This is a genomic window from Brevibacillus sp. HB1.1 (assembly GCF_013332445.1).
In the GTDB taxonomy this organism is placed as follows: Bacteria; Bacillota; Bacilli; order Brevibacillales; family Brevibacillaceae; genus Brevibacillus; species Brevibacillus porteri.
On sequence record NZ_JABMIV010000003.1, the window covers coordinates 332,758 to 356,681 of the forward strand.

Consider the following 23,924-nt stretch of genomic DNA (forward strand, 5'->3'; position numbering starts at 1 on the left):
AAGGGGGGAAAAGCAAAAGCATGGCCATTCTCATTACAGGAGCAACGGGCAAGCTAGGGAGCTTGATTATCGAACAGCTTTTGAAAAGGGTGGAAAGAGAACGCCTCATTGCCTGTGTGCGCCGACTGGACAAAGCGACACGGCTAAGAGAGTTGGGAATTGAGATAAGACAGGCGGATTATGATGACCCTCTGTCTCTGGAGCGCTCTTTTGCGGACGGCACGAAGCTTTTGTTTATTTCCAGCCCACACACTGATGATACCGTTCGTGTACGACAGCATAGTCATGTCATAGAAGCGGCGAAAAAAGCAAATATCACTCACGTGGTGTATACCAGCTTTGCCTTTTTGGAAAAAGCAAATATCTCGCTCACGCATCTCCATATGGCAACGGAACACGCCATTCGCACGACAGGGATACCGTATACGTTTCTGCGGAATGGACTTTACAGTGATGTGATTGCGGCATTTGGTATTCAGCAGGCAATCGAAACAGGAGAGCTCCTTACATACCCTGGCAAGTGGAGCTTTCATACAGTGACACGCGAGGATCTTTCATTGGCTGCTGCCACTGTCATCAGCACAGAGGGGCACGAAAATCAGACTTACGAGCTTACGGCTTCCCGTGCTTGGAATTTCGCAGAGCTGGCTGAAGTGTTGACGGCACAGACAGGCAAATCTATCAGGCATCGGGAGGACCCTGTTGCAGAAAGTTGGCTGTATCGCTTCTTGATGCAAATTGATGCGAGCAGCACGACGACGGATTTGGAGAGAATCATCGGCAAGCCCACTGCTTCACTCGAACAAATGGTTATGCAAATCATGGAGCAAGCGTAGTACAGCATGCTTGGCATCCAGTAGACAAAGAGAACGGCACATGATATGAATGAGGAAAAGGTGTCGATCATGACAAGGTAGGAGAAAACGCCCTTATGTATAGAATCGGTGTTGTAGGACCGTTTCCTTCGGTGGAGCGGATACTGGCGGTTGCCAATGAGTTTGAGCATGAGATCGAATTTGTTCCTTTTCGTTATGAAGACGTACGGGATGTGAGTAAAATCGTTCTGGAGCATCATGCAGATTTAAACGGATGGTTTTTCTCTGGACCGATTCCGTTTACCATCGCTAAAAACGTGCTCAGCCCGGATGCCAATCTCGTGTATTGCCCACCGAACGGTTCGAATCTGTATCGTTGCTTCATCCAGATGTCGATTGATCAAAAGACTGCGGTAAACCGTGTCTCCATTGATATGATTGATTCGGAAGGATTGCATTTGAGCGAGGCGATGTCGGAGTTGGACATACCTGACGAGGAGATTTATGTCAGTATGTATGACGAGAATTTTGACTTGGATGCGATCACGCAGTTTCATGTATCGCTCTGGCGTGAAGGCAAGACACAAGGAGCGTTCACCACATTTTCTGTGGTTGAACATGCGCTGCGCGAGGAAGGCATTCCTGTCTATCGTGTCCTGATGACGAAAATGGAGATTCGTCAGGCAATGAAAATCGTCATTGAAAAGGTGAAAAGCTCCTATTTCAAGGATACACAAATTGGGGTAGAGATCATTGAGCTGGAGCAGTTTGACAAGATTCCCGAGCGGACTAGCACGCGCTTTTACTTGCAGCATCTGGAGCTGAAGATCAGACAAATTCTGCTTGCGCTCTGCGATAGGCTTGACGGCTCTCTGCTGGCAAATGGCAACGGACGCTACCAGATTTTCAGCTCGCGTGGTGCGATTCAACGAGAGATTGAAATGCTACGACTTACAGTGGAACAGCTCTCTTTGGAGGCAGAGGTTCCGGTTGCAGTAGGTGTGGGCTTTGGAGATACAGCGTTTTCTGCGGAAAACAATGCGCGAAAAGCAATCCAACACGCAAAAGAACGACCGGGGGCGGGCATTGTCGTCGTACAGGATAATGGCGTCATGATGGAATCGGTGGGAGAAACAGAGGAGCTCGCCTATTCGTTCCGCTCCAGTGATCGCGAGCTGTTGGAAAAGCTGAACCGAGCCAATGTAAGTGTCAAATCGTATCATAAGCTGCGTGCGTTGGTTCAGCGTATGGGCTGGAATTCGTTTTCGACGACGGATATCGCTTCGCATTTGTCGATGACGGTACGGAATGCACAGCGAATCATGGGCAGCTTGTGCGAAGTGAATTTGGCCGAGTTCAGCGGGGAAGAGCAGCAGGCTGTACGTGGACGACCGAAGAAGCTTTATCAGCTAAAAAAATGAAGGCACCCGACGTGATGTTCGGGTGTTTTTTTATATCATGGGGCTGCGGTGAAGAGAAGAATATTTCCAGTCTAGGCTCCAGGCTCCGTCCCTCGGGGAGGCTGGACTGTCCGCTTCGAAGGGATTTGCGGGGAAACGCAAAAGTGGTAGCCGCTTCGACGTAGGAGCACGTTGCGTTTCTTTTGCCCGCAAATCCCTTCTCCGCTCGGTAGGACTCCACAAGTCGCTACGTCTGGAAATATTCTTCTCTGTCGTAACTGCTGACATTCTTCAATCTTTTAGGGCTTTTAAAAATCGGATTCACACTGAAAGCTCGTAGAGGAAACAGGAGAAATAAGCGAAGATCTTAGGGACACCGACCGAGACTCCATACAAAAAGCGAAACACGCTCTTAAGCGTCCACCTCTGAGACACATCCTGAGTGGACCACTTTGGACGCGGTTTCGCTTTTTGCATGGAGTCGTGCAGTCAATCCCCCAGGGGGTGGCCCTAGAAGCTGAGCGTTTTCTCCTGTTTCCTCCCCACCACAACAGCCGGGAAAAGTTTCTGTTTTTAAAGAAGTCTAACAACTTCTATTGAAAAAACAGAGAGGCAACTATATAATTCAATTAAGCGAAAATGTCTTTTAATATTCGTATATTGTAAGGGTTTACATTTGCCAGTCTTCTCATATTTCTAGAGCTTGCCTATCGGACCTGGGCGTGGAAAAAGACATGCTCCAGAGTTAACAGGAGGAATTGAACGATGTTGGATCTGGTTTCGTTGCGAAGAGATTTTCATAGACATCCAGAGGTGGGTTTTACGGAGTTCCGTACCGCTTCCAAGGTAGTAGAGATTTTGACGTCCCTCGGCTATGAGGTCATATACGGACAAGAAGCAATCGATGGAGATTCCCGTCGGGGCTTGCCTTCTGAGGCGGCTCTTGAGGCAGCGTATGAAAGAGCTTTGCGTGACGGTGCAAACCCGGCGATCGTTGAAAAAATGCGCGGTGGCTATACAGCAGTGATCGGTGTGAAGAAAGGGAAGGCACCTGGACCAACGGTTGCTTTTCGTTTTGACATGGATGCACTGCCTGTATTGGAAAGTACGGAGCAAGACCATTTTCCACAAGCGAATGGCTTCCGCTCCCATTATGAAGGCAACATGCATGCCTGCGCTCACGACGGCCATACCACGATTGGCTTGGGATTGGCAGAAGTGCTTGCAGCAGGAGATTTTTCCGGTACGCTCAAACTGATCTTCCAACCAGCCGAAGAAGGTGTTCGCGGTGCATACGCGATCGTGGAAAAAGGCCATTTGGACGATGTTGACTATATTTTCTGCAACCATTTGGGTGTCAATGTGCCGCTGGGTGAGGTACACGGCGGTTCCTATGGATTTTTGGCTACTACGAAAATGATGGCGCATTTCTACGGTGTTTCTTCTCATGCTGGTGCGTCGCCAGAACAAGGGAAAAATGCATTGCTCGGAGCGGCTACCGCCCTGTTGAACATTCATGCGATTCCTCGCTTCAGCACTGGTGATACGAGAATCAATGTGGGTGTGCTAGAAGGCGGAACAGCAGCGAATATCATTCCGGCTTATGCCAAGATGGTTGTGGAGACTCGCTCCATTACGGAAGAAGTAAATGCAGAAGTAGAAAACCGCGTACGCAACATCATCGCGCACAGTGCAGCTATGCATGAGCTCGACTACAAAATCGAAGTCGTCGGGGGAGCAATCCCGATCAATTACGATGTGGAGATGGCAGAGCTGGCACTGGAAGAAGCCAAGCAGGTAGAAGGCTTCCATTCCTTTAAGCACGGCGATTACAACTCAATGGGCAGTGAAGATGCCAGCTTTATGATTAAACGCGTTCAGGATCGTGGCGGAAAAGGAACGTACATGGCAATCGGTACGGATATCCCAGCGCCCCACCACCATCCGAAGTTCGATATACAAGAAGAAATTTTGCCACGCAGCGTAGCGCTTTTGAACCGAATTGCAAGACGATTGCTGACGTAAAAAACGTTCCTACCTGAGCGGAAAAGCACGTGGACAACGAGGGCAGAGAGGATGTTTGCGAATGCATACCAAACGAATTGCAGAAATGATTGAGAAAAAACGAGATGCCTTTATCAAGGTAAGCGACCAGATTTGGGATTTCGCGGAGACGCGTTTTGAAGAGTACCAATCTGCTGCACTGCTGGCTCAAACACTCGAAGGAGAAGGCTTTAAGGTTGAGCGTGGAGTAGGCGGAATCAAAACGGCTTTCATTGGAAGTTTTGGCAGCGGCAATCCTATCGTGGCGATTCTGGGAGAGTTCGATGCTCTGTCGGGCATGAGCCAGAAAAAAGGACAAACCACAGAAGAGCCTCTCGTAGCAGGCGCAAACGGCCATGGCTGCGGACACAACTTGCTCGGTACCGCTTCTCTTGCGGCAGCCGTTGCAGTGAAAGCGTACATGGAAGAGAACAACATGACAGGGACTGTTCGTTACTACGGCTGCCCAGGGGAAGAAGGCGGTTCAGGGAAAGCGTTCATGGCGCGAGCAGGACTGTTTGACGACGTGGACTTCGCACTTTGCTGGCACCCAATGGGCTATAACAGCATCATGTCCATCGATTCACTCGCGAACTATCAAATTTACTTCAAGTTCAAAGGAAAGAGTGCCCATGCGGCAGCAAGTCCACATCTCGGTCGAAGCGCACTGGATGCAGTGGAATTGATGAACGTCGGCGTGAACTACTTGCGTGAGCACATTATCCCGGAAGCACGTGTGCACTATGCCATCACGAACTCCGGCGGCTTGTCGCCAAATGTGGTTCAACCAAAGGCAGAGGTGCTCTATCTCTTGCGTGCGCCAAAGGTTGATCAAGTACAGGAGATTTACGAGCGCGTATGCAAAATTGCGCAAGGCGCTGCGCTCATGACCGAAACCGAGGTAGAGATCGTATTCGACAAAGCGTGCTCGAACCTCGTACAAAACAAGCTGCTCGAAGAGGTCATGTACAAAAACTTCCAGGAGCTGGGCGTCCCTGTGCATGACGAAGCAGAACTGCAATTGGCAAAAGAAATGCGTGCGACGCTGTCCAAGCAGGAGCTCGCTACTTCGGAAAAACAGTCACCAGACATGCCTGCTCCAGACATGGTGACATGGCTCCATCCATTCGACGGATCAAAAATCCCGCTGAACGGCTCCACCGATGTAGGGGATGTGAGCTGGATTGCGCCGACCGCGCAATGTACGACTGCGTGTTATATAAATGGCTCCACGCTGCACTCTTGGCAATGGGTGTCTCTCGGGGCGACATCCATGGCACATAAAGGGATGCTGCATGCGGGGAAAGTCATGGCTTCTACAGCCATTGACATGCTAAATCATCCGGAGCTGATTGAACAGGCAAAAGCCGAGCTGAAACAGCGTCTGGGCGGTCAAACGTATGTGTGCCCGATTCCAGAGGGTGTCATGCCTTCTGTGAAAAAATAAGAGACACGTGGAAATAACAAGCGGACGACTTCTGAACGGTCAGGGGTCGTCTTTTTTGTATTCATACAGTCAGCCACCATACCCCTGCACATTCCGGCAATGTCACCAGCTTTTCCCGAGCGACTCTGTCCGCAAGCTCATCTCCAAAGAAAAACCGTGAAAGCCGTTCTGCTTCCGCTATGTCTTTAAACTGATAGTCCAAGCGAATCCATTTGTGAGAGAAGCCGTATTTGGTTTCCAACAAGGAATAGTACTGTGTAAGAAAGTGGGGTGGGTGAGGTGTCTCATATCCAGTCCCCATCGTCTCCATGATGATGATCGTGCCACCAGGACGAAGCACGCGTTTCATCTCCTGAATGATCTTTTCAAGATGGAGCTCGTTGTTGGGAACTTCAGAACTGGTGAGGTAACAAACCGTCCACCCTGCTACGAGGACATCCGCACTATTATCGTCTACGGGAAGTTCTCGATGATCCGCTACGTTGGTTTTCCAATTGGTAAGACCGGCTTGCGTCAGTTGTTGCGCATTCACTTCTAGCATGGCAGCAGAAGCATCGAGAGCCAGAATGGACTTGGCATGAGGAGCGAGCACAGACGTAAGTCTTCCTGAGCCAGCTCCCAGATCGATCACGTCCTGTCCTTTGATAGGAGTGATTTCTTCGATGACAGCGAGCAGACGTGGTTGTCTAGAAATCATCAGATCGTACTGTTCCGCTTGATTCTTATAAATTTGTTCGTGGTTTGGCATTGTTCACCCTCCAGTTCCTTGATCGTACTGGAAAATATCGTAAAGCTTCACGCCACGTGAAGGTCAAGAGATAGAAAAAGGATTCCACCTCGCAGTCGTATGACCTACAGGGGAATCCTTCTTTTTCATTTAGGAACGGACAGAAATGAAATCCTTCGCCAGCGCTACCATCTGATCATGAAGGGTAGGGTCCAGTTGAGTGCTTCCGGTGTGGTACGCGAGATGATACAAGATTCCTTGATCATAGAACTCCATCTCATGGGCGTTTGTGACGATTAGATTTACTGCCTGATTTTCATCATCGTACTTGTAAAAGTTATACACATAAGAGCTGTTCGTTGTGATGATATGATGATAGAAAGTGATATCGTCGGTCAGTGGCTCAACGCGCATGACGTTCCCAAACGAATCCAGTCCAGAAGCAGATGGCTTTACATGGGCCAAGGGATTTTCATCTGTCTCTGTCATACGTACGATGAAGAAGTTTTCCGTAATAGGAGCTTCGTTATCCTGCGCGTATGTCAGCTGTAGTTGGTGTCGCGTTTCTTTTTCGGGGCCTGAAGAGAATGAGACGAGATAGGCCATCTCTTTTTCGACAGGAAAAGGCAGCTTCGTTTTATCCACGAGCTTGATTCTGCTTTGGAGAGACGAAGGCAATTGCGGTGTCATTTCCTGAATACGCATCGGCCGGTAATGCGTCACGTTTTCAGGATCTTGGGTCAGTCTGTGAATTTCGCTCTGGGCAAAAACTTCTCCGCTAGCTTTTACGAGACCAGTAGAAGAGGAGCAACCGACAAGCAATAGAAACAGGCTCACTGCAAGGGAACACACAACTTTTGGTCGAAAATTTCTCAAGGCTTTCCTCCTATTATGCCTCCGCTCCCTTCGTTTGATTGACGAGACGGAGCATCTTATTCCCGACGTTAATTGCTGCTTGAATAATGTAGCCAGTCGTAAACGACAGCACGACTGTTCCGTAATAAATCGGGCCATCTAGCAGGAAGCTTGCACTAAGAAACATGCACGCTAGCAAAATTTCTGTCCGTCTGAATGTCCACTTTAATCTTTTCGACATCACCAGTACAAATGCCTCTTGGGGAGCTGTGCACACTTGCGTACACACATACAACCCGATACCACTACCGATGCAAATGTTTCCGAGTGCCATGGTCAGAAGCGGCGGCAATGTACGGATAGCAGCCATAAGCGCATCGATGGACCCGATCATATCGACAAAGAGGGAGATTAGCACCATGACCAAAATGGCACCGAAAGTAATGTAACTGCGATCCATGAAAAGGACGATGATGACAAAGGTCAGGTTAATGGCAAACATCCAGAAGCCAATCGATACCCCGAAGTTTTGATACAGGGCAATAAACAGAGAATCATACGGGCTAAGACCAAAGGATGTAATGGTCGTCATCATGTTGATCCCGAGCGCCAATATCAATAAGCCTACGATAAACAAGAGATATTCAAATTTTAAGCGAATCACAAAACACGACTCCTTTCATTCTACATAAGGAGAGCATAATATGTGGAACGCTTTTCAGAGCAAGCGGAATGTGTTTTGATGTATGTAATAATTACTGATCCGACTTAGAGGAGTAATCTGAGTGGCTAACATAAGAGAAATCGCGAAATTGGCAGGTGTATCCGTTTCAACCGTTTCCCGTGTGCTTAACAACCATCCGTATGTGAACGAGAAAAAACGTGCGGAGATTCTCAAGATTATTGAAGAACAAAATTATGTTCAAAACAGTAATGCAGTCCACCTCTCTACCGGAAAAACGATGGTCATCGGTGTGACATTGCCTCTCGTCAACAACCAATACTACAGCTCCATTATCGAAGGCATTGCAGCAGAAGCAGTCCAGCATCATTACAAACTAATGGTGTGCCAAACAAATAACAACCCCGAGCAAGAACGCAGTGTCCTACACTTGCTCAAAAATAAAAAAATCGACGGGCTAATCATGTGCTCCAGGTCCAGCTCTTGCGAAACGCTCAATGAATATGCAGGATACGGACCTATCATTACGTGTGAAGCAAATGATACCAGCTCTGTTTCGAGTGTTCATATCGACCACTATCAAACGTTTCTGATCGGGATGGAGTATCTGATGAAGAAGGGGCATCGCCGGATCGGGTATTGCATCGGCAGAAAAAACAGCTTTAACAGTCAGCATCGCAAACGTGCCTATTACGAAAAGCTGCGTTCGATTGACGTAACACCCTCTGCTGAGTGGTCGTTTGAAGAGTGTTTAACGATCCAAGACGGCAAGGATGTCATGGGGAAATTGCTGCAAACAGAAGAGCGGCCGACAGCAATGATCGTATCGTGCAATCATATAGCGGCAGGGATCATCAAAGAAGCGAGTAGGTTGGGGATTAGCGTACCAGAAGACTTAGCCGTAGTCGGATGCGATGATCAGCCAATCGGAGAATTGCTAGAGATCACCACTGTATCCAGCTCCAGTACGTTGATGGGAAAATACGCATTTGAGATGCTGCATGAGCGGATTTGGACACAGCAGCTGGTTGGGAAAAAGGAAGAGAAGGAACTGTCACCCGTTTTGGTAGAGCGATTGACGACGTAAAGCTTGAAAGATAGCACAGTTGATCAAAAAAATGCCAGTGATCTCCCGCATACTAAAGAAAAAATAGGTGAAGGAAGTCAAAGATGGACACGTACAAGCGGATTCAGGACGCGATTGATTATGTGGAAGAGCATCTTCAGGAAGAAATGAACATCACAGAAATTGCTTCTCAAGCGCATTTCTCTGCGTTTCATTTTCAGCGGCTGTTTCAGGCAATCTCAGGCTTCAGCGTACAGGCGTACATTCGCAAGCGCAGGCTATCGGAAGCTGCACTTGCGCTAAAACAGACAAGTGACAATGTGCTCGAAATTGCTGTGGCCTATCAATACCAGTCGCAGGAGGCACTGACACGCGCTTTTGAGAAGCAGTTCGGGATTACACCTGGAAGGTATCGCAAAGAAAATCACTCGCTTCCTTATCTAGCTAAGATGGACTTTTTGGCCTTTCGCCAAACGATCAAAGGAGAGATCACGATGAACAAACCAACCATCGCGACATTGGATGACATTTGTATCATTGGGCGCAGGTTTCGGACGAATTTACAGGATGAGCAACAGTTTAAGGACATTCCAGGCTTTTATTATGAATTCGGCCGTAATCAAGACTACTTGCGGATTCCGAATAAAGCGGCAGAAGATATGTCGTACGGAATCGCCTGCGAATTTGAAGATGACGGGAGCTTTTCTTTTGTGATCGGGGAGGCTGTGCATCGTGTTCCTGATGAATTGCCTGAAGGCTTTCTTTCACTCGTCTTGCCTGGCGGAAAATACGCGGAATTCAAAGTGACGGGTGATGCCGACCTCGTGCAAAACACACGTCGCTACATTTACGGAACATGGTTGCCTCAATCGAATTATGAGAGAGGCGAGGGACCGGATTTTGAAGTGACAGACGTGAGGGGTTCGAGCTTTCCTGAGGCGATGAAAATAGCTATCTACATTCCGCTTCTATAGACGTTTGTTCAGCCGGTCGCAATGAATTTTACAGTACTTTCACACGACATCCATTCCAGCTTTATACCCGTTTGCTACTGTATAAGAGCAAGAGCGAATGTACAGGAGGCGGGTAGGGTGGAAGTGCAGATTGAGCGCGTCGTAAGAGATGATTTTGCGGAAATGATTACGTTGGCGGATATGACATTACCCGATCGAATGAACTTGCATGAGCTGAAAAAATATATGGAGCTGTTTCCTGAGCTGATTTTCAAGGCGACCTATAACGGCCAGCTCATCGGTTTTAGCTGCGCCGGAATTGATATGTACCAGACGACTGGCTGGCTTCTGTTCAGCAATGTGAGCAAGGAGTTTCAAGGCCAAGGCATTGGCAAACGGCTAATCGAAGCCAGACTGCAAGCCCTGCGCCAATTCCCGACACTTCGCACTGTGCAGGTCACGGTGAGTGAAACGAACGCATCGTCTATTCGCGCGCTGTCTGCCTATGGTTTCCGTCTGGCTCATGCTGAGCAGGATTACTACGGGCCAGGCAAGCATCGGAATTTGATGGAGCTACCAATTTTGCCTATCATTCAACCAGAAAAAATAGAGTCGTCCATCGTGACTACTTAGGTGGATTCATGAAAAAGCGGAGGAGCTAAAACCTATCCGCTTTTTTTATATGCTGTAGTGGAAGGAAGAAGTGCATTTCCAGTCTACGCTTCGGCCTACGCCCTGCTGAGGGCTGTTGCTGTCCGCTCCGAAATGAATAGCGGGAGCGCTTCAAACATTGAAGTTTCGAGGAAGTATCTCATAAGTGAAGCTGAAATTCCCCGTTATTCATTTCTACGCTGGGTAGGGCTCCAGAGGCGCTTGGACTGGAAATGCACTTCTTCCTAGGTGGCTTTGGTCAAGACCTTGAAAGTGATTCGAGAAGTTGTAGTAAGTAAGCTACTTTGCACTGACATACAAAACGATTTAAAAAATGAATAATGACATTGCTGTAAAGAAGTACTGCCACATGTTTGGAAGGAGACCGCCCGAACGAAGAGAGGATACAGGCGACTGGAAAACATGTGGTAGGGCTTCGGGCTCCACATCTGTTGGAAGACAACTATAATTATCCCTTTTCCATAATCAGCAAAGCCGTCAACACCTGCTGCCCAAACGCAGTAATCTGCGTCCCTTGCTTCTTAACGCCGATGGAGACACATCCAGCGCGGTCAAGTGCGGTCAGCTTGTGCCTGATTTGGGCTTCAGTCATGGAGGGACTCTCCATTCTTGCGAGCAGGGCACTGCGTCCAATACGTTCCTGACGCATGTAGCAATCGGACAGTACTTGCAGGATCGCTACGTAATCTCCCAAGGAGCCTTGCCTGGACAAATACCGGATCGTATCTTCCAGCGTATCATCCCGGTGAGAGAGAAGGGGCGGAGTCGAGACATGCCCCGCAAAAAAACGCTCCGGCAAATGAGCTAATTCCACCTGATTCCCCTCAGCGATGACGACTGCATAGTGAATGAAATTTTCCAGCTCGCGAATATTGCCTGGCCAATCGTAACGGAGTAGCTGTTCCGTCACTTCCCGTGAGAAGGACAGACGCTGCTTTTTTTTCTGCAAGAAATAATCGATCAGCACCAAAATATCATCGGGACGATCACGCAGGGGCAGAATGTGCAGTGGCAGGACGTTCAGCCTGTAGTACAAATCCTCGCGAAATGTCCCTTTTTTGACCATTTCCATCAGGTTGCAATTGGTAGCGGCGATGACGCGGACATTGACTGGAATGACGCGATAGCCCCCTACGCGCATGACCTGCTTTTCTTGGAGAACTCGAAGCAGTGACGCCTGGATGCTAAGCGGGGCGTCCCCAATCTCGTCCAGAAAAATGGTCCCGTTGTGAGCCAGCTCGAATAGCCCCATCTTTCCGCCTTTTCGCGCTCCTGTAAAAGAACCTTCCTCGTACCCGAACAATTCGCTCTCTACCAAGCTCTCGGTCAGCCCTGCAAAATTGACGGGGACGAACGGACCGTCACGGCGCGTCGAGTGTTGATGGATGGCTTGGGCAAAAACTTCCTTCCCGGTTCCGTTTTCCCCTGTGATGAGAATCGTAAAATCGCTTTCGGCCAGCTTGGTCGCCACTCGTTTGTTGGCCTGAATGGACGGGCTTTTGCCGATGATACTGTCAAACGAATACTTGGTCATCAGTCCGAGATTGGCACTCTTTGTCCGTATTTCCTGTTCGATCTGCTGTACCTTTGTCACGTCCTGAAAAGTAATGACCGCGCCCAGAAACTGATCATCCAAGAACGTGGGAATCTTCGTCACCAAGAGGTACAAATCGCGGAATTCCAATACCTGCTTCGTTACTTCCATGTGTGATTCTACTACTTCCAGAATTAGAAATTCGGGAATGACCTCCGCTACATTTCGCCCGATGCAAGTGGTTTCAGTCATATGCAAAATTTTCTCGGCTTCTTTGTTCAGCACAGTGATCTTCCCTGTGGCATCTGTGCCAATGATGCCTTCATGGACGGCATTTAAAATGGAGCTCAGCTTTTCATTCAGCTTCCGCTCATTGTGTACCGAGTTGGTCAGCTTGCGTCCGATATGGACGAAATCGCTGATGAAGTCAGCCGTGTACAGGTTTGCCTTATCCGGAGACAGATCAAGTAGGCGCGAAATATCAAAGATCGTCGTCAAATCCAAAGGGCGGTGCCCCAACTCAATGACGTTTTCAAAAAGAGCAGGAATTAGCTCCCTGAGTCCATGACAGACAGCAACATCGATTTGATCTTTTTCAGGAAGCGGAGTCTCGGTATCGGGTACGTACGGCACAAATGTCAGATGAGAGAATCCGAGATGAAACAATAGCTCAATCGCGCCTTCTACCATTTCGATGGAGTTGGAAACAAATAGACAGCGCGTTCCTGGCGGCAAATCCATGAGTTGATCCAATTTGTTAATGTCAATCGTGCGCCTTGCTAGCAGCACGGGGATGTCTGACGGAGGAACTGGCTGATCGTGTAAGAGACTCATGTCTGAAACGAGGATGAGATCAACTTCATCGTACACACTCGGATGAAGCCGTTCTTGCATATGGTTTCGAATGATGTCCAAGCGGTTGCCGAAAAAAGACGTGAGCGTGTTTGCAAACAGCAGGCTGATCGTCTCTAGTCGGGTCATTAACAAGATGCATGGGTTCTGTTTGATCATGATGCGACTCCTTTTTATCTGCCGAATAGCTTTTTTATTTAGGTGGAAATATTGGATTAGATATCTGTAAAAACCAACCTATATTATAACCTAAAAATCCGAAATTGTTCAGAAATGCTTAACTTTTATAACAATATGGTTTTGGCACAAATCTTGCTATACATCCGGTAGAGCAAAGAGAGATACTAGAGAATACATCAGGGAGGATGATGGATCGGATGAATCCGTTCTTATATATGGACGAGCATCGCGACGAAATAGTGCGAACATACAAAGAGTTGCATCAATTGGCGGAGCCGAGCTGGCACGAGGAGAAAACAGCGAGATATTTGCGGGAACGCTTGGAGGTGGCCGGAATTGCCGTCACATGCTTCGAAGGGCATCACGGCTTTTATGCAGAGATTCCTGGAGAGAGTGCTGAAATCGTGGCTTTGCGCGCGGATATGGATGCACTCGTGCAGGAAGTGGACGGCGTAGTGAGACCGAATCACTCATGCGGACACGATGCTCACTCGACACTGGCTCTCTACAGCGCCCTTGCGATTCAAGCAAGCGGAGTGGTACCGCCGAAAACGATGCGCTTTCTGTTCCAGCCTGCTGAAGAGAAAATGGGTGGAGCCTTACAGATGATGAAGGATGGCGCTCTGGAAGGCGTGACAAAGCTGATCGGCGTTCATCTGCGTCCGGAAATGGAAGTGCCGTATGGGAGCGCTGCTCCGGCGATTTTGCATGGATCATCCAGCTCCATCAAAGGGACGATTACAGGTCTGCAAGCACACGGAGCACGTCCGGCGCTCGGGAAAAATGTAATCGAAGCCGCTTCGTTTTTGGTTATTGCGTTGCAAAACATTCGCCTGGAAGACGGATGCTCTTTTTCCGTGAAGATGACCCAATTGCAAGCAGGGGGAGAAACGGTGAACGTCATTCCTGATCGAGCGACCTTTAGCCTCGATGTACGTGCACAGTCCAATGAAGGCATGGCAGAATTGCGGAGAAAAACCGAGCATGCCATGAGTCAGACTGGGGCTTTGATGGGCATGGATGTGGAGTGGGAATGGTCGGGAGTCACACCGGCTGCGGTCGCCAATGCGAACATGATCCAAGTAGCCAAAAAGGCAATTGGGCAAGTATTGGGTGAGGACAACATTGCCGATACATGTGTGACGCCAGGCGGAGAGGACTTCCATTTTTACGCGATTCACCGCCCTGAGCTTGCTACGACGATGATTGGTCTGGGATGTGGGCTCACGCCAGTCTTGCATCATCCACAGATGACTTTTCAGACGGATGCCTTGATTTATGGGGCTAAAATCATGACAGCTGCGATTTATGAAGCTGCCCAATATTCTTAGAGAAGCGCTACACACGCAGGGGGTTACCTTATGACAGAGAGCAAGCAACTAAAAAAGAAAAGCTTATTTCGGCTAGACGCCTATGTCCTTTTGTTTTGCATCTTACTTCTATGTGCATTGGCTACCTATGTGGTCCCGACAGGAGAATTTGACCGTGTAAAAAACGGCAATGTGACGACCGTTGTCCCGGGCAGCTATCATGCGGTGGAGCCGAATCCTACGGGCTTTATCGAGTTTTTTACCGCGATACAGACCGGGATGGTCAAAGGCGCGCCGATCATCTTCCTCGTTTTGTTCACAGGCGGTGCTTTAGCTGTTTTGGATAAGACAGGTGCACTCAACGCAGCGATTCTGACCATGGTCCGAAAATTAGGAAATAGAGAGTGGCTGCTGGTTATTTTGATCACCTCCGTCTTTTCCGTATTGGGTACGTTGGGTGTCATCGTCAACTCCGTCATTGCTTTCGTTCCGCTTGGCATCATGATTGCGAGAGCGATGAAAATGGATGCGATCTTCGGTGTGGCTCTGATTTATTTGGGTGTGTATGCCGGATTCAATACGACAATTGCCTTTCCAGGAACGCTGGGCTTGTCCCAACAAATTGCGGAGCTTCCGCTGTTTTCAGGTATCGGCTACCGCACCATTATTTATGTTACGTTTGTGATCGTAACCATTCTGTACATCGGGCGTTACGCGCGGAAGGTTCGTCAAAACAAGAGTATCTTGGGGGACGAGCTCTTTCCTTCTGATAGTGGCTCAACCACGATGGAAGCAGACACGAAAAATGTTGATTTTACAACCCGTCACAAATTGATCTTGGCGTTTACGGGGATCGTTCTGATTGGTTTTATCGTCTGCACGATCTTGTTCAAATGGGACGTAAACGAGATGTCCGGAATCTTTATTTTCATTGCGATCGGAGTAGGCTTGCTCAACAAGATGAGCGGCAACGATATTGCCAAAACATTCTTAAAGGGCTGTCAGGGCCTGATTTATGGGGCTTTGATTGTCGGTATGGCACGTGCGATCACGGTCATTTTGGAAGATGGGAAGTTCCTTGATACCATCGTGTACGGGCTTGCTACCATTCTGGAGCCGCTGTCACCGATGGCAGGTGCAATTGGGATGTTCCTCGGAAGCGCCGGGCTGCATTTCTTGATTTCGTCCGGTTCAGGTGAAGCCGTTATGCTGATGCCGTTGTTGGCACCATTGTCTGACCTGATGGGCATTACGCGCCAAGTGGCAGTAGAGGCTCTGATGCTCGGAGAAGGTGTGGTCAACTGCATTAATCCGACCTCAGGTGTTCTGATGAGTATTTTGGCAATGAGTGGTATTTCCTACGGCAAGTGGCTGAAGTTCATGCTTCCGCTTACAGCGGTATGGACAGCTCTCTCCATCGTGTTTATCGTTATCGGGGTATTGATTAACTGGGGCCCGTATTAAGCCGACTTTCGATGACAAGGAAGGGGCTGTCCAAAAAGTCCATTTTAGGGTAAATTGCACTGAAATTAAAAACCCCAGAATGTTGATTTTACGGCATTCTGGGGTTTTGTTTTTTTTACGTATATTAAAGAGGAAAACATAAAGAAGGAAATTGGTTTAAATGGCTACAATTATTTGAAACTGACTACATTTGTAATATTTGGAATGACGAATTATTTATATTTTATGGAGGATAAATTGTAATGATAAAAAATCATTTTAAAATAGAAAACATTCCAGCGATTTTGTGGGGTGACAAATCAGATAAGTTATTTGTGGTGGTGCATGGTAACATGTCAAATAAGGCAGATGACTCGATTATTGTATTTGCAGAAGAAGCAACAGCACTAGGTTATCAAGTGCTTAGTTTTGATTTACCTCAACATGGTGACCGTAAGGATGATACTTATCTTTGCAAAGTTCAAAACTGTGTTCAAGACCTTAATACAATTATGACCTATGCAAAAACGTTATCCAATAATATAAGCATTTTTGCTTGTAGCATGGGAGCATATTTTAGCCTATTAGAATATAGCCATGAGCCGTTGAAGCAGTGTTTGTTTCTCTCTCCTGTGGTAAATATGGAACGTATCATAAATAATATGATGACATGGTTTAACATAAGTGAGAGTAGACTAAAAATAGAGAAAGAAATTTCTACACCTATTGGACAAACTCTCTATTGGGATTACTACTGTTATGTGAAAGAACATCCTATTGTTGCTTGGAATAATCCAACTTCCATTCTCTATGGTTCAGAAGATAACTTATGTGAGTTTGACGTTGTATCTGAATTTAATAAACGTTTTAACTGTAATTTGCAAGTAATGGAGAATGGAGAACACTATTTCCATTCTGAGGAACAGTTGCAGTATTTCAGACAATGGCTGAAAAAACATATTTACGTTTAATGATAATTTAATTTCAAACATTGTTTTAAAACATCGCCTTTCATTAAAATTCTTCACGCGCATAAACTGTGCAACGACACATCATTTTCGAAGGCAGAAAGTGGGGAAGCTCACCATGAGTACGGAAAATCAATCCGCTTTTGATTATCGGAAATACTGGGAGGATCATTACGCTTCGGGTGGAAATTCTGGACTTGGCTCCTATGGCGTGCTAGCTCTTTTTAAAGCAGAAGTCATCAATGAATACATCAAGGAGCAGCAAGTGAAAAGCGTCATTGAATTTGGCTGCGGAGACGGCAATCAACTTCTCTTTATGAAATATGCCAATTACTTGGGGTTGGACATTTCACCGACTTCGGTACAGATGTGTGCCAGAATGTTTGGGAAGGATTCGTCGAAAAGCTTTCTTTTATACCATCCGAAATCCTTTTACAATCAAGGATACTTGAAAAGTGATCTGGTCGTTTGCCTGGATGTGCTGTATCACATTATCGATGAGGAAGAATTCGAGAAAACATTGGATGACATCTTTTCTTGCGCCAAAAAGCATGTCATTCTCTACACGAAGGTAACGGATGGGACAGAGTCGCAAGTCGTCGATATGATCAAAGACCGAGACATCTTGCACTACTTGAAAAAGTACAACGATTTCTTCGTTACGCGAAAGATTGAACAGAAATACCCAGACCTGTCCTCTGCAAGCTTTTTGATTCTAGAAAAAAATCCCCCAACGGCTACATAGCTTTGGGGGATTTCCTTTCCTCTATTGACCAATGATGATGCGTTCTTTCGGATAATGGTAGCGTACGATCCGGTCATTGCGCTTCAAGAAGAGGAGCAAATTGATAATCCCGATACGTCCGATCATCATCGTAATAATCAGGATGAGCTTGCCGCCTACACCCATCTGAGCTGTAATCCCGGTAGACAATCCGGTCGTACCGAAAGCAGAGCAGACCTCGAACAAAACGTGCTGGAAAGGTAAATCCTCCAACCAGACGAGCAGCATGACCGCTGTGAACACCATGATAATCGCGATAAAAAAGACGATGAAGGAGCGCTGAATGTCCTCATCAACCAGCTCTCTTCCGAACACCTTTACTTCCTTGTAGCCACGCATGTTGGCAAAAACAGAGGCAATCAGGACGAAGAACGTTGTGGTCCGTATCCCCCCGCCCACACTACTCGGGGAAGCACCAATGAACATCATCCCGGAGAGCATGATGAGTGTCGCGGTCGACAAGAGGCTGATATCCATCGTAGCCAAGCCGCCACTACGCGAGGAGACGGAGTGGAATAACGAATAGAACAGCATTTCATGCCAGGTCTTATCAGCCAAAAACTGATTTCGCTCAAAAACGAAAATGAGCAGGGCGCCAACGGCGATCAAGGAAAAGAACGTCAGTGTCGTAATCTTGGTGAAGAGCGAAAAGGTGAAACGCACTTTTGCGCGGCGATAGGAAAAGTACGTTCTCAGCTCTACGAGTACGGGAAACCCGATCGCTCCACAAATAATCAAGATCATCACGATGGTCTGAAACACGTAATCGTGGGTAAAATTGAGCATGGAATTTCCGTGCAGGTCAAACCCGGCATTCGTAAAAGCACTGACAGATGCAAAGTAACCGTGGTAGAACGCGGTGTACCAATCGTCGTAGTAGCCGGCGTAAATAAAATGACTGCCTAACAGAATGGTTCCCACCAGCTCAATCAAGAGCGCAATCACGAGAATATTGCGCATCAGGTCGACCAGACCGGACAACGTGGAGCGGTTGTGGTCCGTCGCGATCCAGATGCGCTGCTCAAGACCGATTTTATGGCCCATAAGGATCCAGATGAACGTTCCGAGTGTCATAATTCCGACCCCGCCAACCTGGAAGAGCAACGTAAGAAAGAGAATCCCCCACTGGTTGAAAACCTCATGAATCGTAATGACAGTAAGCCCCGTAACGCTGATGGCACTCGCCGCGGTAAACAAAGCGTCAATAAAAGAAAGAGAGACTCCCGGCAAGTGAAAAAACGGCAATGACAGAAGAAACGCTGAGATCAGGATGAGCCCAACGTAGGCGAACACGATGATTTGAACAGATGTCAATCGTCGCTTTTGATTGGAAGATAACAAAATAAATGGCCTCCTGAATGAGCTTCATGGGGATAATCATACCAAATAAATGAAAGGAAGCAAAAGCGCGGAAAAGATCAGTTGACAATGTATCCGCAAGAATGGTAAAGTTCAGAATGTATTTATTGGAAATTCAAAATATTAATGGAAAGGTGGGCTTGTCATGAAAAGAATTGTACGCATGGGTCATCCATACAAGGGCATACATGACGTAACCCCACCATTGATACGAGCGTAGTATCGTTTTTTTGATCTCGTTAACATGGCGTAGGTTACCTATTTCGTAACTTGCGCCTTTTCTATTTTTGTTGATGAAAAGGCATGTTGCTCACGGGCGATGTGTCTTTTTTGTCCTCTAAAAAAGGTCACCCAGCCAGCTAAAGAGAGGGGAGAAACACGGATGTTCTCGGTTTTGGCAAAGCTTGATTGGTTTTTCAAGGAGCATTGGAAACGTTATACGGTCGCTATTCTGCTATTGATTCTGGGCGGCTTACTGGAGATTATCCCTCCAAAAATCATCGGGGTGGCTATTGATGAGATTCACCTGGGGACACTGACTGGCGAGCGGCTGGTATCCATTTTGCTGTTTTTCGGTGTATTGTCTGTCGCGATTTATTGGGTCAATTTTATCTGGATTCGCCAGCTGTTTGGAGGAGCGTTTCTGGCGGAGCGGACGTTACGGTCGAAGCTCATGACGCATTTTTTGCGGATGACGCCAACGTTTTATCAGCGCAATCGTACCGGTGATCTGATGGCGCGAGCGACAAATGACCTCAAGGCTGTCTCGATGACGACAGGCTTCGGAATTTTGACGATGGTGGACTCGTTATCCTTTACAGGGGCAATTGTGCTGACGATGGGCTTTTTGATCAGTTGGAAGCTGACCTTAGCAGCGATCCTTCCATTGCCGTTCATGGCCTATATCATCAAGCAATATGGGAAAAAAATTCACGAGCGTTTTTCTACCGCACAAACATCGTTCGGCGAGCTGAACGACCGCGTCTTGGAATCCGTCTCTGGCGTTCGTGTGATTCGAGCTTACGTACAGGAGATGGCGGATCAGGAGCGTTTTCGCCAAAAAATACATGAAGTGTATCAAAAAAATATCGATGTGGCGAGAATCGATTCGCTGATTGAGCCAACCGTCAAAATATTGGTTGGAATCAGTTATATGATTGGCTTGATCTACGGTGGATACCTCGTGTTTCAAAGAGAACTGACCCTGGGAGAGCTGGTCTCGTTCAACGTCTATCTCGGGATGCTGATTTGGCCGATGTTTGCGATTGGTGAATTGATCAATGTGATGCAAAGAGGAAGTGCCTCGCTGGATCGCGTCACTGAAACATTGGCTTACGAAGCAGATGTGACGGATCACGACAGACCAGTTCATGTGGCAGTTCCAGAAGTCATTCGGTTTGATTCTGTGACATTCCGCTATCCATCTGCGCATGTTGACCAATTAAGCGAGGTCTCCTTTACTCTTGGTCGGGGTCAGACGCTAGGAATCGTCGGGCGTACGGGAAGCGGAAAATCCACGCTGGTGCGACAGCTGCTTCGCGAATATCCGTTAGGACGGGGAGCCATCAGTGTTTCGGGAGAGGCGCTAGAACAGATCAGTCTGGATAACATCAAGAGCTGGATCGGCTATGTACCGCAGGAGCAGATTTTGTTCTCGAAGTCAGTCCGCGAAAACATCCTGTTCGGGAACAACGAGGCAACAGAAGAACAATTACAGGAAGTGTTGAAGCAGGCTGCATTTGCTCGGGACGTACAACTATTGCCCGAAGGCTTGCAAACGCTTGTTGGTGAAAAAGGTGTAGCCCTTTCAGGCGGTCAAAAACAGCGGGTCTCGATTGCTCGGGCTCTTTTGGTTAATCCAGAAATCTTGATTCTCGATGATGCCATGTCGGCGGTGGATGGAAAAACCGAAGCGGAGATGATCACGAATATTCGCCGGGAGCGTGCAGGCAAAACAACACTGATCACCACACATCGCTTAACGGCCGTCCAGCATGCAGATTGGATTCTCGTCATAGACGAAGGACGAATCGTCGAGGAAGGCACACATGCACAGCTATTGGAGCTGGGCGGTTGGTATAAAGAACAATTCGAGAAACAGCAGATTGAAGCGACGCTGACAGAAAGCGGGTGAATGAATGACGACGGGGAAAAGGCTAGTTCACTATGCAGCGATTTTTAAAAAGACAATCCTTTTAGCGATTCTGATGCTCTCTATATCTGTTGGGGCAGAGCTAACGGGACCATTCTTGGCGAAAGAAATGATTAATACCCACATACTGGGCATTGAATTCCCTTGGTATGAGACGGCACAGCGTGAGGGTTCCGTACAATACAAAGGGAAGTATTACACGAGACAGGATCATCTGGCAGCAGGGGAGAGTAGAGGCGAGGAAGCTCGTGTTCTCCAGATAGGAAGCGACTATTATTTCCTGAACCAGGCGATTAAGTTTGATGGGCAGCGAGCCATTGAGGATGGGAAGCTCGTTATTGTAAAAGGTACGGATCGAGCTGAGTACCAGGCCACTCTCTTAAGTAATCAGGAGATATTCGAATTTTTCCGGCCAGAGACAAGAGGCTTGTTCACACTGGCTGCTCTCTATTTCGGATTATTGGTAGTTGCTTCGCTTTTCCACTATGGGCAAAAGTTCTTATGGCAAAAATCAGCGAATCAGGTCATCGAGAGACTGCGCATGGATGTGTTCGCGCATATTCAACGATTGCCCATCCAGTATTTCGATCATCTCCCTGCCGGGAAGGTGGTTGCTCGTGTTACAAACGATACGGAAGCAGTCCGAGAGCTGTTTACGAATGTTCTCGGCAACTTCATTACGAGCGGGATTTATTTAATCGGTATTTTCGCAGCGCTGTTCTTGCTTGATGTACGACTCGCGCTCGTTTGTCTGGTCATTCTGCCAATCATGGTCGTGTGGATTTACTTGTACCGCAAGTACGCTTCTGCATTTAACCATGTCATTCGGGCACGCATCAGCGACATCAACGGGATGATTAACGAGTCGATCCAAGGGATGCCGATTATTCAGGCATTTCGCAGGGAAAAGGAAACAATGCGGGAATTCGGCGAACTGAACGAAGAGCTATTCACCTATCAAAATAAAATGCTACGGCTCAATGCGACCGCTTCGTTTAACCTGGTTCAGTTTATCCGCAATATCGCGTTTGTTTTATTCATCTGGTATTTCGGCGGTGCCTCCCTCGGGATAGGTACACTGCTATCGCTTGGTGTCCTCTATGCATTCGTCGATTATCTCAATCGCTTGTTCCAGCCGATGACACAGATCGTCAACCAACTGGCGAACCTGGAGCAATCTCTCGTCGCGGCGTCGCGCGTGTTTGAACTGCTCGATGAAGAGGGCATTGACGTTGATCCGGCAAAAGTTCCTTGCTATCAGGGGAATGTCCGCTTTGACGATGTTTCTTTTGCCTACAAAGACGACCAATACGTGCTGAAAAACATCTCATTCGAAGCATGGCCCGGAGAGACAGTGGCACTGGTTGGTCACACGGGATCGGGAAAAAGCTCGATTATCAATCTGTTACTCCGCTTCTATGATGTAAACAGTGGAGCGATTATGATTGATGGGCGCAATGTGCAGTCGTTTTCCAAACAGCAGCTTCGTCAGCATATGGCGATTGTTTTGCAGGACCCGTTTTTGTTTACAGGAACGATTCGTTCCAATGTGAGTCTGGATGATCCGTCGATTTCGCCTGAAAAAGTAGAGAAAGCTCTGTGTGATGTAGGGGCAGACCAACTGTTCCGCAGTCTTCCGCAAGGATTCGATGAACCTGTTATTGAGAAGGGCAGTACGCTTTCACTCGGGCAGCGTCAATTGATTTCGTTTGCGCGTGCTCTCGCTTTTGACCCGGCTATCCTCATTTTGGATGAAGCGACTGCCAGCATCGACACGGAAACAGAGGGCATTATTCAAAATGCACTTGAGGTGTTGAAAAAAGGGAGAACGACCTTCATCATTGCTCACCGCCTGTCTACGATCAAAAATGCAGATCAAATTCTCGTACTGGATCGAGGCAGAATCGTAGAGCGAGGAAAGCATGAAGACTTGATGGAGAAGCAAGGCAGGTACTATCAGATGTATCAATTGCAGCAAGGGAACAAAGAAGCGCGGGTGCAAGAGGCAGTAGGAAAGCACGGAAGCGCCGCGGCTCTGACCTAGTTTTTTCTACTCTTTTTGCCTCTTGAACGGTAAGATAGAGCATAGAAGTATGTACTTTTCAGGAGGGATCATCATGCCACATCTTATCGTTCGAGGTATCCAAGCTGAACAAATGGCCACGATTAGCGAACCGCTTGCAGTGGAGCTTGCTGCACTCTGCCAATGCGGCACGGACAATTTCACGATCGAATGCTTGCATACAACAGGCGTTTTTGGTGGGAAGATTGTGGAGTCGTTTCCTTTTATCGAAGTAGCATGGTTCGAGCGGGGGCAAGAAGTTCGTGACCAGTTTGCCCAGATCGTGACCAAGCATGTCTTATCTCTTGGCATTCCAGAAGTAGAGATGGCATTTGTCGCTTATCAAAAAGAAAGCTACTATGCCAACGGAGAGCATTTCTAAAGGGAAGCCGACAGGTGCTGTCGATTTCCCGGGAAAGAATCAAGACATTCGACAAGCGTACGGACAAATAAATGAATATAAGCATGGAATAAGGGTGTTCCTTTCCGTAAGCGCGAGATTTTTCGTACGCGACGGGTGGAGCACCCTTTTTATTGCAGCGAATTTTTACTCGTGTAACCAAAAATTTCTAAAATAGGTGTCACAAACAAAAGATGCCAATTGTTATTCATAGTGAGAG

Annotated in this window: 19 protein-coding genes; 14 read left to right on the forward strand and 5 right to left on the reverse strand. The window is 47.6% G+C overall.

The annotated features are described in order from the left end of the window. The first annotated feature begins 20 nt into the window (after positions 1-20). The 4 genes from HPY27_RS11375 to HPY27_RS11390 all read left to right on the forward strand — a co-directional run bounded on the left by HPY27_RS11375 (position 21) and on the right by HPY27_RS11390 (position 5,705). Positions 21-836, forward strand: coding sequence for an SDR family oxidoreductase (locus tag HPY27_RS11375; protein ID WP_174225032.1), 816 nt, complete (start codon positions 21-23; stop codon positions 834-836). A 95-nt stretch (positions 837-931) separates the two neighbouring features. Then, complete coding sequence (locus HPY27_RS11380) at positions 932-2,236, forward strand: hypothetical protein (RefSeq protein ID WP_017249945.1); 1,305 nt, start codon at positions 932-934, stop codon at positions 2,234-2,236. A gap of 744 nt (positions 2,237-2,980) precedes the next feature. Then, on the forward strand, positions 2,981-4,240 hold the full coding sequence (locus tag HPY27_RS11385; RefSeq protein WP_017249946.1) for an amidohydrolase: 1,260 nt from the start codon (positions 2,981-2,983) through the stop codon (positions 4,238-4,240). A 61-nt stretch (positions 4,241-4,301) separates the two neighbouring features. Beyond that, positions 4,302-5,705 carry a M20 family metallopeptidase gene (locus HPY27_RS11390; protein ID WP_174225033.1) on the forward strand — a complete coding sequence of 468 codons (1,404 nt, stop codon included), beginning with the start codon at positions 4,302-4,304 and terminating at the stop codon, positions 5,703-5,705. 61 nt (positions 5,706-5,766) lie between these two features. Here HPY27_RS11390 and HPY27_RS11395 read toward each other — a convergent pair whose 3' ends face one another. From HPY27_RS11395 to HPY27_RS11405, 3 genes are all read right to left on the reverse strand, one after another. After that, positions 5,767-6,453, reverse strand: coding sequence for a class I SAM-dependent methyltransferase (locus HPY27_RS11395; protein WP_017249948.1), 687 nt, complete (start codon positions 6,451-6,453; stop codon positions 5,767-5,769). Positions 6,454-6,582: 129 nt separating this feature from the next. Then, entirely contained in the window at positions 6,583-7,308 is a 726-nt protein-coding gene (locus HPY27_RS11400; protein WP_174225034.1) for a hypothetical protein, read from the reverse strand. Positions 7,309-7,321: 13 nt separating this feature from the next. Beyond that, on the reverse strand, positions 7,322-7,951 hold the full coding sequence (locus tag HPY27_RS11405) for a YczE/YyaS/YitT family protein (protein ID WP_017249950.1): 630 nt from the start codon (positions 7,949-7,951) through the stop codon (positions 7,322-7,324). Positions 7,952-8,072: 121 nt separating this feature from the next. On the opposite strand from HPY27_RS11405, the gene HPY27_RS11410 reads away from it, so the two are divergent. From HPY27_RS11410 to HPY27_RS11420, 3 genes are all read left to right on the forward strand, one after another. After that, positions 8,073-9,056, forward strand: a complete 984-nt coding sequence (locus HPY27_RS11410) for a LacI family DNA-binding transcriptional regulator (protein WP_174225035.1) — start codon at positions 8,073-8,075, stop codon at positions 9,054-9,056. Between the two features lie 83 nt (positions 9,057-9,139). Further along, positions 9,140-10,009 (forward strand): AraC family transcriptional regulator, encoded by an 870-nt coding sequence (locus HPY27_RS11415; protein WP_174225036.1) that lies wholly within the window; start codon positions 9,140-9,142, stop codon positions 10,007-10,009. A gap of 117 nt (positions 10,010-10,126) precedes the next feature. Beyond that, complete coding sequence (locus HPY27_RS11420; RefSeq protein WP_035291419.1) at positions 10,127-10,621, forward strand: GNAT family N-acetyltransferase; 495 nt, start codon at positions 10,127-10,129, stop codon at positions 10,619-10,621. Positions 10,622-11,108: 487 nt separating this feature from the next. Here the strand turns inward: HPY27_RS11420 and HPY27_RS11425 are convergent, their stop codons facing one another. Beyond that, positions 11,109-13,205, reverse strand: coding sequence for a sigma-54 interaction domain-containing protein (locus HPY27_RS11425; protein WP_174225038.1), 2,097 nt, complete (start codon positions 13,203-13,205; stop codon positions 11,109-11,111). A 218-nt stretch (positions 13,206-13,423) separates the two neighbouring features. Here HPY27_RS11425 and HPY27_RS11430 point away from each other — a divergent pair, with 218 nt between their 5' ends. The 4 genes from HPY27_RS11430 to HPY27_RS11445 all read left to right on the forward strand — a co-directional run bounded on the left by HPY27_RS11430 (position 13,424) and on the right by HPY27_RS11445 (position 17,692). Beyond that, positions 13,424-14,557 carry a M20 peptidase aminoacylase family protein gene (locus tag HPY27_RS11430; protein WP_174225039.1) on the forward strand — a complete coding sequence of 378 codons (1,134 nt, stop codon included), beginning with the start codon at positions 13,424-13,426 and terminating at the stop codon, positions 14,555-14,557. 30 nt (positions 14,558-14,587) lie between these two features. After that, complete coding sequence (locus tag HPY27_RS11435) at positions 14,588-16,000, forward strand: YfcC family protein (RefSeq protein WP_017249956.1); 1,413 nt, start codon at positions 14,588-14,590, stop codon at positions 15,998-16,000. Positions 16,001-16,242: 242 nt separating this feature from the next. Then, on the forward strand, positions 16,243-16,950 hold the full coding sequence (locus tag HPY27_RS11440) for an alpha/beta hydrolase (protein WP_173622707.1): 708 nt from the start codon (positions 16,243-16,245) through the stop codon (positions 16,948-16,950). A gap of 115 nt (positions 16,951-17,065) precedes the next feature. Then, positions 17,066-17,692, forward strand: a complete 627-nt coding sequence (locus tag HPY27_RS11445) for a class I SAM-dependent methyltransferase (RefSeq protein ID WP_017249958.1) — start codon at positions 17,066-17,068, stop codon at positions 17,690-17,692. Positions 17,693-17,713: 21 nt separating this feature from the next. On the opposite strand, the gene HPY27_RS11450 is transcribed toward HPY27_RS11445, so the two are convergent. After that, entirely contained in the window at positions 17,714-19,072 is a 1,359-nt protein-coding gene (locus tag HPY27_RS11450; protein ID WP_174225040.1) for a TrkH family potassium uptake protein, read from the reverse strand. 400 nt (positions 19,073-19,472) lie between these two features. On the opposite strand from HPY27_RS11450, the gene HPY27_RS11455 reads away from it, so the two are divergent. The 3 genes from HPY27_RS11455 to HPY27_RS11465 all read left to right on the forward strand — a co-directional run bounded on the left by HPY27_RS11455 (position 19,473) and on the right by HPY27_RS11465 (position 23,686). After that, positions 19,473-21,224, forward strand: coding sequence for an ABC transporter ATP-binding protein (locus tag HPY27_RS11455; RefSeq protein ID WP_017249960.1), 1,752 nt, complete (start codon positions 19,473-19,475; stop codon positions 21,222-21,224). A 4-nt stretch (positions 21,225-21,228) separates the two neighbouring features. Continuing rightward, positions 21,229-23,286: an ABC transporter ATP-binding protein gene (locus HPY27_RS11460; RefSeq protein WP_173622710.1), complete on the forward strand. Its 2,058-nt coding sequence runs from the start codon at positions 21,229-21,231 to the stop codon at positions 23,284-23,286. Positions 23,287-23,359: 73 nt separating this feature from the next. After that, the gene (locus tag HPY27_RS11465; RefSeq protein ID WP_012684582.1) at positions 23,360-23,686 is read left to right on the forward strand and encodes a DUF1904 family protein; all 327 of its coding nucleotides are present in this window, start codon (positions 23,360-23,362) and stop codon (positions 23,684-23,686) included. The last annotated feature ends 238 nt before the right edge of the window (positions 23,687-23,924 follow it).